General features: G+C 69.6%; 17 protein-coding genes. 7 read left to right on the top strand and 10 right to left on the bottom strand.

Features of this window, described 5'->3' with window-relative positions; translation table 11 throughout:
* The first annotated feature begins 133 nt into the window (after window positions 1-133).
* From BN13_RS06945 to BN13_RS06925, 5 genes are read left to right on the top strand one after another with little or no spacing between them, the layout of a single operon-like run.
* On the top strand, window positions 134-412 hold the full coding sequence (locus tag BN13_RS06945) for a hypothetical protein (protein WP_048545536.1): 279 nt from the start codon (window positions 134-136) through the stop codon (window positions 410-412).
* Between the two features lie 7 nt (window positions 413-419).
* Window positions 420-1,370, top strand: coding sequence for an FAD:protein FMN transferase (locus tag BN13_RS06940; protein ID WP_048545534.1), 951 nt, complete (start codon window positions 420-422; stop codon window positions 1,368-1,370).
* Window positions 1,367-1,933, top strand: a complete 567-nt coding sequence (locus BN13_RS06935) for a ferric reductase-like transmembrane domain-containing protein (protein WP_048545533.1) — start codon at window positions 1,367-1,369, stop codon at window positions 1,931-1,933. Before BN13_RS06940 ends, BN13_RS06935 begins: the two co-directional genes overlap by 4 nt.
* Window positions 1,930-3,021 (top strand): NADH-ubiquinone oxidoreductase-F iron-sulfur binding region domain-containing protein, encoded by a 1,092-nt coding sequence (locus BN13_RS06930; RefSeq protein ID WP_048548958.1) that lies wholly within the window; start codon window positions 1,930-1,932, stop codon window positions 3,019-3,021. Before BN13_RS06935 ends, BN13_RS06930 begins: the two co-directional genes overlap by 4 nt.
* Window positions 3,011-3,208: a ferredoxin gene (locus tag BN13_RS06925; RefSeq protein ID WP_048545531.1), complete on the top strand. Its 198-nt coding sequence runs from the start codon at window positions 3,011-3,013 to the stop codon at window positions 3,206-3,208. The genes BN13_RS06930 and BN13_RS06925 overlap by 11 nt, the downstream gene beginning before the upstream one ends.
* A 25-nt stretch (window positions 3,209-3,233) precedes the next feature.
* On the opposite strand, the gene BN13_RS06920 is transcribed toward BN13_RS06925, so the two are convergent.
* From BN13_RS06920 to BN13_RS06910, 3 genes are all read right to left on the bottom strand, one after another.
* Entirely contained in the window at window positions 3,234-4,244 is a 1,011-nt protein-coding gene (locus BN13_RS06920) for a phosphotransferase (RefSeq protein ID WP_048545530.1), read from the bottom strand.
* 9 nt (window positions 4,245-4,253) lie between these two features.
* Window positions 4,254-6,338, bottom strand: a complete 2,085-nt coding sequence (locus BN13_RS06915) for an acyltransferase family protein (RefSeq protein WP_157038482.1) — start codon at window positions 6,336-6,338, stop codon at window positions 4,254-4,256.
* Window positions 6,339-6,408: 70 nt separating this feature from the next.
* Window positions 6,409-7,317 (bottom strand): GNAT family N-acetyltransferase, encoded by a 909-nt coding sequence (locus BN13_RS06910; RefSeq protein WP_048545526.1) that lies wholly within the window; start codon window positions 7,315-7,317, stop codon window positions 6,409-6,411.
* A gap of 75 nt (window positions 7,318-7,392) precedes the next feature.
* Between BN13_RS06910 and BN13_RS06905 the strand changes: the two genes are divergently transcribed.
* Entirely contained in the window at window positions 7,393-8,106 is a 714-nt protein-coding gene (locus tag BN13_RS06905; protein WP_048545524.1) for a maleylpyruvate isomerase family mycothiol-dependent enzyme, read from the top strand.
* 6 nt (window positions 8,107-8,112) lie between these two features.
* Here the strand turns inward: BN13_RS06905 and BN13_RS06900 are convergent, their stop codons facing one another.
* The gene (locus tag BN13_RS06900) at window positions 8,113-8,517 is read right to left on the bottom strand and encodes a DUF4282 domain-containing protein (protein ID WP_162199929.1); all 405 of its coding nucleotides are present in this window, start codon (window positions 8,515-8,517) and stop codon (window positions 8,113-8,115) included.
* Window positions 8,518-8,608: 91 nt separating this feature from the next.
* Between BN13_RS06900 and dapB the strand changes: the two genes are divergently transcribed.
* Complete coding sequence (gene dapB / locus BN13_RS06895) at window positions 8,609-9,358, top strand: 4-hydroxy-tetrahydrodipicolinate reductase (RefSeq protein ID WP_048545521.1); 750 nt, start codon at window positions 8,609-8,611, stop codon at window positions 9,356-9,358.
* 21 nt (window positions 9,359-9,379) lie between these two features.
* Here the strand turns inward: dapB and BN13_RS06890 are convergent, their stop codons facing one another.
* The 6 genes from BN13_RS06890 to BN13_RS06865 form a co-directional block, all read right to left on the bottom strand.
* The gene (locus BN13_RS06890) at window positions 9,380-9,694 is read right to left on the bottom strand and encodes an AzlD domain-containing protein (protein ID WP_048545519.1); all 315 of its coding nucleotides are present in this window, start codon (window positions 9,692-9,694) and stop codon (window positions 9,380-9,382) included.
* Entirely contained in the window at window positions 9,691-10,422 is a 732-nt protein-coding gene (locus tag BN13_RS06885; protein ID WP_048545517.1) for an AzlC family ABC transporter permease, read from the bottom strand. The genes BN13_RS06890 and BN13_RS06885 overlap by 4 nt, the downstream gene beginning before the upstream one ends.
* Window positions 10,412-11,017 (bottom strand): GNAT family N-acetyltransferase, encoded by a 606-nt coding sequence (locus BN13_RS06880; protein WP_048545514.1) that lies wholly within the window; start codon window positions 11,015-11,017, stop codon window positions 10,412-10,414. The genes BN13_RS06885 and BN13_RS06880 overlap by 11 nt, the downstream gene beginning before the upstream one ends.
* Window positions 11,017-11,742, bottom strand: a complete 726-nt coding sequence (locus tag BN13_RS06875; protein WP_048545512.1) for an enoyl-CoA hydratase-related protein — start codon at window positions 11,740-11,742, stop codon at window positions 11,017-11,019. The genes BN13_RS06880 and BN13_RS06875 overlap by 1 nt, the downstream gene beginning before the upstream one ends.
* Window positions 11,743-11,815: 73 nt before the next feature.
* Window positions 11,816-12,271 carry a hypothetical protein gene (locus BN13_RS06870; RefSeq protein ID WP_157038481.1) on the bottom strand — a complete coding sequence of 152 codons (456 nt, stop codon included), beginning with the start codon at window positions 12,269-12,271 and terminating at the stop codon, window positions 11,816-11,818.
* 103 nt (window positions 12,272-12,374) lie between these two features.
* On the bottom strand, window positions 12,375-13,097 hold a 723-nt coding region (locus BN13_RS06865; protein ID WP_048545510.1), incomplete at its 5' end, for a hypothetical protein.

The following is a 13,097-nucleotide window of genomic DNA, read 5'->3' as shown; positions in this document are numbered from 1 at the left end:
CCCTTCCTGCATTCGTCGGTAGGCGCGACATAAACGCCATACGGAGGTCATGGACGAGGCACAGCCGACGCATAGGTGGCGGCGGCAATGTCGGGGATGTCGAAACCACCGCACCACCGACCAGGAGTACCCCATGAAGACCCCCGCCGCCATCGCCAAGGCCCGCGCCCTCACCGTGGCCACCATCGCCGCCGCAGCGCTTGCCACCGGCGGCGTCGTGGTGCACCTCGCCGATGACCAGGGCACCTCGGTCGTGGCAGGCACGACAGCCACTACCGGCACCACGACGACGACAGACTCCTCCTCGTCGACGACCGACAGCAACTCCACGAACAACAACTCGTCCTTCAGCGGCGTCAACTCGGTCAACTCGAACAACGGCCAGGCCCAAAGTGCCACCAAGGGCTCGTGAGCGCGCCATGACAACCGTCGCACCTCCGCAGGCCCAACCCACCTCAACCCGTTTTCACGCCATCGGAACCACCCATCGCATCCACGTCACCGAGCCGGCGACGCTCATCGACGCCACGGCGATTGCGCGAGAAGAACTCGCCCAGCTCGACCTGGCCGCGTCCCGGTTCCGGCCGGACTCCGAGGTCAGCCGGCTGGCGGCGCGCGCGGCATACGGCCCGGCCTGGGTCTTTGCCTCACCCACGCTCGTGCACTATCTCGGCGAGGCGCTCCGGGCCGCTCGCCTGACCGATGGGCTGGTCGACCCGACAGTGGGTGCCGCCGTCGCGGCGAGTGGGTATGACGCGGATCTCCTTCTCGTGCAACGTCGTCCCGCCGTGGCTCACCCCCGGCACGTCGAGTCCGTCCCGGGCTGGCGGCGGATCGACCTCGATCCGGCAAGCCGGCGTGTCACGGTGCCGATGGGGTGTGTGATCGATCTCGGGGCGAGCGCCAAGGCGGCCGCCGCCGATCGGATCGCGGCCAGCCTGGCCGCCCGCTTCCCCGGAGGATTCCTGGTCAATCTCGGAGGGGACATCGCCACTGCCGGCGACCTGCCTGCGGGCGGCTGGCGGATCGGCATAGAAGCCGCCAGCGGCTCACCTCTCCAGGTAGTCACGGGCGCCGGGCAGGCCTTCGCCACGTCCTCGACCCAGAAGCGCACCTGGGCAACCGGGGTGTCCGACGAGCGCCGCCACCACATCGTCGACCCGCGCACGGGCCGCACGGCGGCCTCACCCTGGGCACAGGTCACCTGTGCCGCCGCGAGCGCGCTGGAGGCCAATGCGGCCTCGACCGCCGCCATCATCCTCGGTCCCGAGGCGCCGGATTGGTTGCGCCGCAACGGTATCCCGGCGCGGCTCGACTCTCTCGACGGGACCGTTATGACAACTCCAGGCTGGCCGGAGGCTGACCGATGAGCAACGAACTGCTGTGGTATCTCTCCCGCGCCACGGGCATCACCTCGATCGCCCTGCTAACTGCGGTCCTGCTGCTGGGGGTCGTCACCTCCGGTCGGCGGCGGCCGGTGGGCGAACGCGCGACGATTCTGATGGGCCTACACCGCTGGCTGTCGCTGGGAATGGTGGCCTTCCTCGGGGTACACATCACGACCGCGATCGCCGAGACCTACGTCTCCATCGACTGGATCTCGGCACTGGTGCCCTTCACCTCCGCCTACTCCACCGCCTGGGTCGGGCTCGGGACGCTGGCCTTCGATCTGGTCCTCGCCGTCGTCGCGACCTCTCTTCTGCGGCAACGGATTCCGGAACGGCTCTGGCGCCGGGTGCACTGGGGTGCCTACGCCATGTGGCCCATCGCCCTCGTCCACGGCCTGATGCTGGCCACCTCCGCCGAAACCATCCTGACCGCGATCACCATCGCCTGCGGGGCAGTCGGGGCGGCGGGTATCGCCTGGCGCCTGAGCACCGGGCATGCCGATCGCGACGCCCGGCGCGGTGCGCTGCAGGGGGAATGGTCATGAGTCTCGCCAATCTTCTTGACGAGGCCGGCCTGACCGGTCGTGGCGGGGCGGCCTTCGCCACTGGCATCAAGGTTCGCGCGGCCCACGAGTCCGGCGCCACCCTCATCGTCAATGCCTGCGACGGCGAAGTCGGGGCCGCGAAGGACGGGTGGGTCGTCGCGCACCACCTGCCCGCCCTGATCGAGGGGGCCCGTCTGGTCACGGGTGGCCGGCCGGTGCGCGTCGCCGCCAAGCGGGGATCGCGGACGCTGGAGTTGCTCACGCGGGCGGGGGTGGACGTGCTCGCCATACCGAATCGGTATGTCTCTTCCGAGGAGAGCGCGCTCATCTCCCTCGCCCAGGGCGGGCTGGCCCGGCCGCTGACCAAGACGGTCCCCTTCGTGCGCGGGCAGGGTCGCGACGGCAACGATCGCCCGATCCCGGCAACGGTCGTGCTCAACGCCGAGACCGTATGGCGCGTGGCCCAGATCGCCGATCGCGGGCCCGGGTGGTTCCGTAGCCAGGGCACCGCCACCGAGCCGGGCCCCCGGCTCGTCGCGATCGGCGGTGCTGTCGCGCGCCCCGCGGTCCTGGAGGCGGCAGCGGGGATGCCGATCTGTGCCCTGCTGGATCACGTCGGGGTCGCGACGGATGCCGAGTATGTCGGCGTCGGCGGGCTCGGCGGAATCCTGCTGCCCCGCGACACCGCCGCTGAACTTCTGTGGAGCTCAACGGATCTCGCGCGCTTCGGCGGGTCGGTCGGACCCGGCGTGGTAACCGTGCACGACCCGAGCGAGTGCATCGTGGACACTGTCGACCACCTACTCACGTATGCCGCCGGCGAGAGTGCCCGACAGTGCGGACCCTGCATGTTCGGGCTGCCGGCCATTGCCACGGATTGGCATGCCCTGGCCACTGGCATTGAGGCGTCGACCGCTGACAGCCGCCTCGAACGGCGCCTCGCCGAGTTGCCGGGCCGCGGCGCCTGCCGATTCCCGGACGGGATCGCCCGCTTCGCCTCCTCGGCCCGCACCGTCCTCGCGGACCACCTTACGGCGCACGCGCTCGGCCACTGCCCAACTCACCCGAAGGAACGTCATGTCGCCTGATCCGAGCGTCGATGTCCGCGTCGATCGCATCCGCTGTTCCGGCCACGGCATCTGCGCGCAGCTTCTCCCGGAGACGATCCGTCTCGACGAATGGGGCTATCCCATCCAGAGCGCCGGCCGGGTTGACGCGCGGGCCGCCAAGCGGGCCGTCGACTTCTGCCCGGCTCGCGCTCTGCGGCTGTCGTGATCGCCTTCGCCAACAGCCGGACCGTTCAGGCCTGCCGGATGTACCAACTCTCGGCGTCCTGCCACTCGGGTTCGACGACGGCGAGCGGGACATCGTCCAGCAAGCGACGCCACGACACGGCGCGGTGGACGGCCGCGACTCGCTTCGCCGCGGGGAGCAGCGCGCGCACTGCGCGCAAAGGGCTGACATCTGTCCAGTTCTCCACGTAGGCATCGACCGCACGCGCCACCCGCGGGTCGTCGTCGCTCGCCTTGAGCGACGCGCACATGGACATCACCGGGACACTCACGACGGCCAGCGGATGCGACCACAGCGCGTCCCCAAAATCGAAGAACGTCAGGGGCCGCCCGGGCTGCCCCGCGAAGGCGTTGCCGTCATGCAAGTCGTTGTGCTGCAACGATTCCGGTATGCCGCTCGCCGCCAGCTCGCGGCACGCTTCGACCAGTGCCGGCAACGCAGCCCGGGCTGCCGCCGCCTCCTCGACGCCAACACTGCGCAGGTTCTCCGCGGGGAGGCTGGCCAGCTCACCGAGCCGCCGCTCGACATACGCCGGTGTCTCCGCGACCGACATGCGGGTGAGGCCAGCGGCCAGCACGTCGTCTCGGTGGGGCACAAGCTCGCGTTGCAGGGCACCGAACTCGGCCAGCACGCGGCTCCAACCATCGCCGCCCTCGGTCGCCGCCTCCCGCAAGGTTGCCCCTTGATCTTGGCTGAGCATCCAGCCGCGGTCCGGCTCGATCGCGATCGGCGTCACCACGCGCTCCGGCACGAGGCGCGCCAGCACGTCGACGAGCCGTGCCTCGAAGGACTGCGCCGGATTGTTCTCCTTGAACCACACTCGACCTCGGTCCGTGGGAACCGTCAGCTGCGTCGACCAGAAGCGCACCCGGGGTTGGTCGATCGCCCCCGTGATGCGGTATGCCGCGCGCCCCAGCTCAGCCTCGATCCACGCCGTCGCTTCGGCGCGCCACGCCTCGCCGCGCCAGATCGCGGGCCAGTCGCGCGAACGATCGCCATCCGGCTCCGCGGCGGTCATGTCGTTAAGTTATCCGGTGCGACTCCGGCCGATGACGTCCGCGAATAAGGGGGCCAGGGCCCTGCTCTGCGGGGCGGAGATGTGCCCGGAATCGCTCAATCGAATGAAGCCCGGTCCGCGCACCGAGCACGTCCCCGAGGGACACATTGTCGGTCCCGGGTCAATAACGCCCACTCCGGCCGCCTCGGCCAATGAGGCGATGGCGGCCCGCGTCGCTCCGTCCTGCTGCTCGCTGCTCACCAGCGAGACCGTCGCGTCGCAGCCTCCACGCACGAGCACGAGGCTCGCCGCCGAGCAGTCGACCGGGTCCCAGCGGTTCTGCTGGCTCCAGTGGGGAATGGCTTGGACCAGCGCGACCTGATGGCCGGCGCGTTGCAGCCGGGTGACCATGGCGCTCATGGCGACGCGCCACTGCTGAAGCTTTTTCTCGGTGCTCGACAGCGCGGGGGCGGGGGTTGCTCCGAACGCCACCGTGGTGCTCGTCCAGTAGTGATCGGCATTGGCGATGACGACGACTCCGGGCACGGCGGACTCGGTGAGATAGCGCAGGCTCTCCGTGACGTGGCGATGACAACGTTCTGCCACAGTCGAATCGGTGCCCTGCCGGGTGAGATAGCCGTCGATGAACGGGCAGTTGCTCGTCGTGGAGATGACGGCGGGTCGCCCGAGAATGGTCGCCGCACCGACCACCGCCTCACCGAAGTGGTTGCCATTGGAGTCTCCGACGAGATAGATCGGGGATCCTGTCTGCGCGCCATTCCAGACGCATCGCCGCGCCAACGACCTGCTCAACGGTAGGAAAGTGTCACCACCCGCGCGCTCACCCACATGCGGCGTCAGGGTGGCGGCCTGGAACTCCTTGACTGTCGGCGACCAGTAGCCGGCGCGCGCAACCCCCAAGGCGATGCCCGAAAGAAGGAGCGGGGGGAGTGCCGTCGCCGCGACCAGCCTGGCCAACGGCCGGCCGGGTCGCACCCTCCCGGTCCGGATCGGTTGTTCCACCCAGCGATACGAGGCGTATGCCGCGCCGACGCTCACGATCGCTGCCAACGTTCGGGCGGTAGCCGAGCCGGGCACGAGCCTGCCGACCAGCACGATGAACGGCCAATGCCAGAGGTAGAGCGAGTAGGAGAGTGCGCCGACATAGACAGCGGGACTGCCGGCGAGCAGTCGCGTGACGATGGGCGCTGGGGTGGCGCCGGACCCAGCCAGGATGAGCAAGAGGGTCGCTGCGACCGGGAGCAGGGTGATGACCCCGGGGAAGGGCGAGTCCGCCGAGATGGCCACGAACGATCCGGCGAGGAGGGCCAGCCCGGACCACGCGGCGGCCGTTGTCGTTCTGGCCGTGAGGCGTTCCGTGCTCGCGGCGGACAGCGACAGAGCCAGGAGGGCGCCGGCGGCGAACTCGAAGGCGCGCGTCAGTGGGCTGTAGAAGCCGAGCAGGAAGTTGAGCGCCGAGAGCACCGCCGAGTTCGACACATCGACGCCCCGTGATCCCATCACGGCCGCGATGAAGGACACGACGGCGAGCGTCGCGACGACCGTGATGGCAGCCGGACGCCAGGACTGCGGACGCGAAAATCGCCATACGAGTGCGAGGGCCATCGGGAAGACGAGATAGAACTGCTCCTCCACCGAGAGTGACCACGTATGCAGGAGCGGGTTGGACTCGGCGGGCTTGTCGAAATAGCCCCCGGTGGTGCGGTCAATCACCAGGTTTGCCAGCAGGAAGATGGCTCCCCACCCCGTCGCGGCGGCATTTTGCACAGGACCGAGGGGTGACAGCAGCACCAAGGACACCGCCACCGTGACCCCGATGACCAGCGCGAGCGCCGGGGTCAGCCGCTTGAATCGGCGGATATAGAACGCGCGCAGGTCGATTCGTCCGGTCCGGTCCAACTCGCGCATGAGCATGGCGGTGATGACGAATCCGGACACGACGAAGAAGATGTCGACACCGACGAAGCCGCCAGGCAGGGGTGCGCCGAGGTGGAAGACAATGACGGCGACCACCGCGACCGCGCGCAGCCCCTGGATGTCGCGGCGGAGCACTCCCGCCGACGGAGACGGAGTCGTCGGCATCACAGTGCTCACGTCCCGTCCCTTCACCGGCCAGAGGGTGCCGGGCCGGGCGCCGCCACTGTAGCCCCTCGCGGGGCCTACCTCACGGTGCCAGGGATAACTGGCTCTCGTCCACGACGATGAGGTTCACCGAGTCCTCGACGGAGACGAAGCCGATGCGTTGATACACGCCATTGCTCGTGGGATTGGCTATGTCGGTGAACAGGCAGGGGGTGGCGCCGGCATCGAGAATGGCCTGCGAGACCGCGGCGGTGACGCCCGCGGCATACCCCCGTCCCCGCCGAGTGGGTGGGGTGTAGACGGGGCCGATGCGGGCGAAGCCGTATGCCGCGGGCCGGGTGGCCGCGCACGACACCACCTCGCCACCGTCCTCCCAGACCCACTGGCCTTCGGTGGCCATCCGGTCACGCACGTTCTGCCGACTCTCCTCGCAGCGCACCTCGAGAGGCAGGGTCGAGTGCGGCGTCCCGGGATCGGCTTCGTCGTGGAAAGCCTCGACCCAGCCGGCGAGCAACTCGATGTCGTCGGGACCGGCGAGCCGGGGGTGGCCGGGAACGCCCTGCGGGGGCCGCAGGCCCTCGAGTCGGAACAGTCGGGTGCCCGTCCGACTCTCGATCCGGCCGCCCCACTCCTGCACCAGGCGCTCGCAGAAGGCCCGGGCGCCCGCGGGTGAGCCGTTGGCGCCGTGGGGTCGCTCGCCCCGGTCGATGACCAGGCCGGCCAACTCCGTCGCTGCCGCGGCATCGACGGCTTGGAGGTAGGGCGGCCAGTCGCCCGAGCGCATGGCGACGGCCTCGACCTGACCACCCTCATCACGGCGCACGCCGAACCAATGAGCCGTGGCGTTCAGCCGAGCGGGCAGCTCCTCCCCAGACAGGAGTCGATCGACCATGGAGGTGATGACGGTGCAGGTCAGCGGGTTCGCGGCCAGGTACGGGCGGGCTGCCTCGGCGAAGAGGTGCGGATCGTCATACAGCTCCCACCTGCTCATCGCGCCAGGCTAGGTGAAGTCGTCGGTCGCGCGCCGCGGGCTTTTGCGGTCGCGATCAGTGACAGGATCGGCCGTATGCCGTTGGATCACCGCGCCGCCCTGGCGCTCGCCGTCGACAGCTATGCCGCCGTCCTCGAGCGCGGTGTTGGGGAGCCCACCCTGCTTGCCCGGCCGGTCACCGGCTGCCCGGGCTGGGACGTGCGCGCCCTGACCGACCACCTTGGCGGCGTGCACCGGTGGGTCGAGATCGCCATCCGCGAGGGGCATGGGCGCGGCAGCGGCGAGCCGGCACCTGCCGAGCCGGCGGCGCTGCGGGACTGGTTCCGGGTCGGAGCTAACGACCTCCTGGCGGCCCTTGACCGCGATGCGGAGACGCCTGTATGGAGCTTCAGCCGGGAGCCCGGCCACGACCGGCTGGCCTTCTGGCTGCGTCGGCAGGCGCAGGAGAATCTCGTGCACGCCTGGGATGCCGAAACCGCCGTCGGCACGGCGTCGAGCCTCGAACCCGAGCTGGCCTGGGACGGCGTCGCCGAGATCCTAGAGGTGTTCGTCCCGCGGATGCGGGCGCGCGGGTCGTTGGGGGAGCTGCCGCAGTCGGTGCGACTGATGGCGACCGATGCCGACGGTGATGTCGTCATCGGTGATGGTTCCGAGCCCGTCGCCGGCATCACCGGGCCGGCTGCCGACGTGCTCCTTCACCTGTGGAAGCGGATCGACGGCGACCGCCTGACGTGGACGGGTGACGTGGCCGCCGGCCGGGACGTGCTCGCCCGGGCGCTCACCCCCTGACCGGCGTCAGGACCGTGGCAGCCGCTGGTGGATGTCCTCGCTCATCCGCACCACAGCGAGATAGATCTCCAGCGTCATGCGGATGAAGGCCAGGTAGATGATCGCGATGACCGGTCCGAGGATCAGCAGGAGCAAACCGCCGGCCGGGTTCTGACTCATGGTGACGGCGACCATGAACACATAGGCGAGCCCGATCGCGGCGGTCGCCAGGATGTAGACAAACTTGATGATCATCGGGGTGATGAAGCGCGTGAACGAGAAGTCGAAGAGTGCGCTGAAGAACCCGCCCGGGCTGGTGACCTGTCCCTGGCCGCCACCAAGCCCGGACGAGCCCATGCCGGGGTATGGCGCGCCCGCGGCCGGTGGGGTGTGGCCCGGCTGGGGGTTGGGGTTCAGGGGCGGAGTGCTCACGTCGATCGGTCCGTTCTTGAGGGTCTGATTCCTGCGGCCACCATCCTGACAGCCCCGCCCACCCAGATCGGGGACCAATAGGCTGGTCGGCATGAGCGATGTCATCAAGGTTGCCGTCATCGGTGCCGCCGGGCGCATGGGGGCGACCGTATGCCGCGCCGTCACCGACGCGCCCGACCTCGACCTCGTCGGTCGTTTCGATGTCGGCGACGACCTCGGCGACCTTGGCGGCGCTGACGTCGTGGTGGAGTTCTCGGTGCCGACGGCCTCGCTCGCGAACGTGCAGCACTGCGTCGGCCGCGGCGTCAACGTGGTCGTCGGGACCACCGGCTGGAGCGAAGACAAATTGTCCGTCCTGCGCGACAGCGTTGCGGCGCAACCCGGCACCGGCGTGCTCATCGCCCCCAACTTCGCCATCGGTGCCATCTTGATGATGTCGTTCGCGCAACAGGCGGCCCGGTTCTATGAGTCGGTCGAGGTGATCGAGTTGCACCACCCCAACAAGGTGGACGCGCCGTCCGGCACCGCCGCGCGCACGGCGGACCTCATCGGGGCGGCCCGGGACGAAGCCGGCCTCGGGCCGGTGCCCGACGCGACCACCCAGGATCCGGGCGGGGCGCGCGGGGGGCGAGAGCACGGCATACCGGTGCATTCAGTGCGGTTGCGCGGACTCGTGGCGCACCAGGAGGTGCTCTTCGGTGCGGTGGGGGAGATGCTCACCATCCGCCACGACAGTTTCGACAGGTCGTCCTTCATGCCCGGCGTGCTCGCCGGCGTGCGCGCGGTCGGCGACCATCCCGGGGTCACCGTTGGTTTAGAGCACTACCTCGGGCTGGCCTGAGCCGGCCAGCAGCCGGGTCGGTCAGGACCAGCCCGCCAGGCGCAACAGCGCGGCGGTGGCCGCGGCAGCGCCGACGACGACGAGGAAGTTGGCCTTGCGCCACAACAGGATTCCGGCCACGCCGACCGCGGCAAGGCGGGCGTCGAGGACGATACGTCCGTCGGAACCCGCGAACGTCTGCGTCACGATCAGGCCGGACAGCAGCGCCGCCGGGAGCAACGCGCTGATACGCGAGATCCGCGGCCCCTCCAGCAGGCGGGCGGGTACGACGAAGCCCGAGAACTTCAGGACAAAGGCGAGTGCGCACGCGACCAGCACCGTGGTCCAGGTATTCATGGCGTCGGGTCCGCTCCGGGGAGGCCGTCCTCGCCGCGCTCGTGACGACCGTGCGCCATGCAGCCGACAATGACCGCGGCCACGGCGGCCAGGATGACCGGAATGCCGGCGGGGACGAGTGGGATGGTCAGCAGGGCGATGAAGGCGGCCAAGACGGCGGCGGCCCGGCCGTCGCCCGTCGCGAGCCGGGGCCAGAGCAGCGCGCAGAAGGCGCCCGCCGCCGCGGCATCGAGGCCCCAGGTCTTCGGATCGCCGAGTGCATTGCCCGCGAGCGCCCCGACGAAGGTCATCAGATTCCAGCCCGCCAGCACCGCGAGTCCGGTGACCCAGAAACCGATCCGCTGCGCGGCGGGCTCCTCCTGCCCGATACCGACGGCCGTCGACTCATCAATCGTGATGTGGGCGGCGAGCATCCGCTTGGGCCCGTGGGCCTTGAGGAATTGCGAGACCTGCAGGGCATAGAGCCCGTTGCGGATCCCAAGCAGCGACGCCGTCGCGATGGCAGACGTCCCCGACCCCCCCGCCCCGATGATCCCGACGAGGGCGAACTGCGAGCCGCCCGTGAACATCAGCAACGAGAGAGCCTGCGTCTGCAGGACGGACAGGCCCGAGGCGACGGACAGCGCGCCGAAGCTCACGCCATACAAACCCGTCGCCACGCCGACGGAAACGCCTTGTCGGACAACCTCTTTGCGTCGAGACTCCGGCAGGGCCTCGTCAACCGTCATTCCCCAGCTCCTCCGCTGCGTCATCCGGCGTGGAGTTGAGGGTGGCATGCAGGCGGACTTCGCGCAGAACGGCGCCGTCGGGCGAGACGATCCGATCCCGGTAGGCGCCGTCGGGCCCGATCCCCGAGGCGAGCAGGAAGGAACGCATCTCCTCGAGATCGGCCGGCAGCCAGAGCGTGACATCCTCGGCGCCGAGATCGCGCAACTGGTCGACGCACGCGTTGAGCAGGCGTGACCCGTGCCCTTGACGGCGGGCGAGGGGGTGAACCCCGAGCAGGGTGATCTCGCCGGTTGCCTGCCCGGTGTCCCGGTCCTGACTCGGACCGTATGCCGCGATGCCCACCACCTGTGCGCCCGCCAGCGCGACGAGGAGTCGGTGCGCGCCCTCCGGCGGCGACTCCAGGGAGGCTCGCCACGCCTTCGCGAAGGCGGTGGGATCGAAGGCGGCGCTTACCTCGGGGGGGAGGCGCGCGGCATACGTATCGATGAAAACCTGGGCCTGCACCTGGCCCACCGCGGCCGCGTCGGACGGGCGAGCCACGCGGACGCTGGCGTCGGCGAGGTCCCCGGTGGGTTCGTGCGTATGGGGAGCCATCAGCGTCCCTCGAACGCCGGCGAGCGTCGCTCGGTGAAGGCGATCCGGCCCTCGCGCGCGTCGTCGCTCGCCCAGGCCACGGCGAAGGCGGCCTCGTAGCGGGCGACGGCATCGGGTGACGATGCGTCGAAGCCAACCTTGCTGCCGGCCTGGCTGAGCGGGGCCAGGGAAACGGCGGCTTCCGCCAACGCCTGTGCGTCCGCGAGATCTCCGCGCGCCTGCGCGAAGCCGAGTCGCCACGCATCCTCGGCATCGAGAACGGCCGCCGTCATGGTCAGCAGGCGCGCCGCGCCCTCGCCCCAGAAGCGTCGCAAGCGATCGATCGTCCAGTGATCGACCATCAGCCCGAGCTTCGCCACGGGAACGGCAAACTTCGCATCGTCGGCGACGACTCGGACATCACAGGCGAGGGCAAGCTGCATACCCAGGCCCATGCACGACCCGGCGATCGCGGCGACGGTCAGAATTGGTTGCTCCGCAAGCCGCGCCAAGACGTCGCCTAGGTGACGGGTGAAGGCGACATCCTCGAGTTCGACGAGATCGGCTCCGGCACAAAAGTGCCCGCCGGCACCGGTCAGGATCAGCGCGCGGGCACCACCCGCAACGGCGGTCGCGACCGCTGCGTCGAGCTCGTCGAGACTCTCGGCGTTCAAGGCGTTGCGGCGCTCTTGGCGGTCGGTCTGAATGGTCGCGACGGACCCGCTGTGGGCAAGGGTGATCGGCACCGATCCACCCTAATCGGGGAATGGCAACGCGCCGGACCATCGCTGTCCCGGCGCGTTGACGTTGGTGGTGTCGTTAGCAGGTGTAGGCGCAGCAGGTGGAGCCGGTCACAACCGCACCGATGAGGTTGTCGTTGACGTCGTACTGTCCGAAGCTGCCCGTCCAGAACTCGCCCTCCATCCAGAGATAGAAGGTGAACGTTGCCGTGGCTCCGGCCGCGAGGGTGGTTCCGGTGGGGTTCGAGAAGTATGCCGTGCCCGCCGTTGCCGACGGGGCCATGTTCCAGCGGGTGGTGCCGTCCTTGTTGACGTTGATCTGCGCCGGGCCGGAGGCGGTGGCGGGGACCAACGAGCTCGACTGCAAGGCCATGGTCGTCGTGCCCGTTGGCTGCACGCCGAGGTCGTAGAACGTCGTGGGCCCCTTGTCCCACGTGCAGCTGCCGACTTGGTAGCCGGAGGTCGAGTCCGGTCCCTTCCACCAGTAGATCGGCGCATACGCGGTGCTCGCCGCTCCCATCCCGGTGGGAGTCATCGGCGTGCATGTCGAGGTGGCGTCCGCCTGTCTTGTGCCGGCGTACGGGATGTGGAGGCCACGTTGTACATCGTCGACGCGGACGTGTTCTTGACCGTGTAGGTCACCGTCCACCTGCTGAATCCCGTGGAGGTGCCCATGGTCTGGCCGTTCGCGTAGCTCGTGTAGGTATTGCCGACGGTGACCGGGCACACGTAGGAGCGGTCGTGCCGCTGAAGTCGGAGGCGAGCCGATAGGTCGGGGCGTTGGCGGAGGTGCACGGTGCACACGTCACGGTGATGGTGGCGCCTGCGGCGTTGTTGGTGGTCACCTGTTCACCGCCGGCGCCGGGGGAGACGGCCGACGTCAAGGAAACCGTGCCGACCGTGGACCCGGCGGTGTAGGTCGCGGGGATCGCTGGTGCGGACTGCCCGGCGGCCACGGTGCCCGTGTAGACCAGCGTGTAGGACGACGAAGTGGTGCCCGTCAACCTCCACCCGCTCGGGAGCGTGCCCAGCGTCAGTGTGCCGGTCGTCGGGATGTCGATGGTGTAGGTCAGGGGCTGGCCGTTCGTTGGCGCCGCGCCGCTGTTCGTCATCGTGTAGGTCACGGGCACCGACGTGCCGGTCAGCATCGTGGTCGAGCCGACGGTGACGGTGGTGGTCATGTCCGGGGGCTGCGACGAAGCCGCCAACGCGGGCGAGGCGACGCCGACGGCGATAGCCGGACCGGCCCAAGCCGGCTCTTCCCAGATGAGGGTGTAGGTCGGCCGGGCGCGTCGGTCCGCAGATGGACGTCCAGGTCTCCCGACGACGGAGGTTCCTACGCCATCCATCCGAAAGACCTC

The sequence above is a fragment of the Nostocoides jenkinsii Ben 74 genome, from assembly GCF_001046875.1.
In the GTDB taxonomy this organism is placed as follows: domain Bacteria; phylum Actinomycetota; class Actinomycetes; order Actinomycetales; family Dermatophilaceae; genus Nostocoides_A; species Nostocoides_A jenkinsii.
Note: the sequence above shows the minus strand (reverse complement) of the source record. Positions and strands in the feature narration are given on the sequence as shown.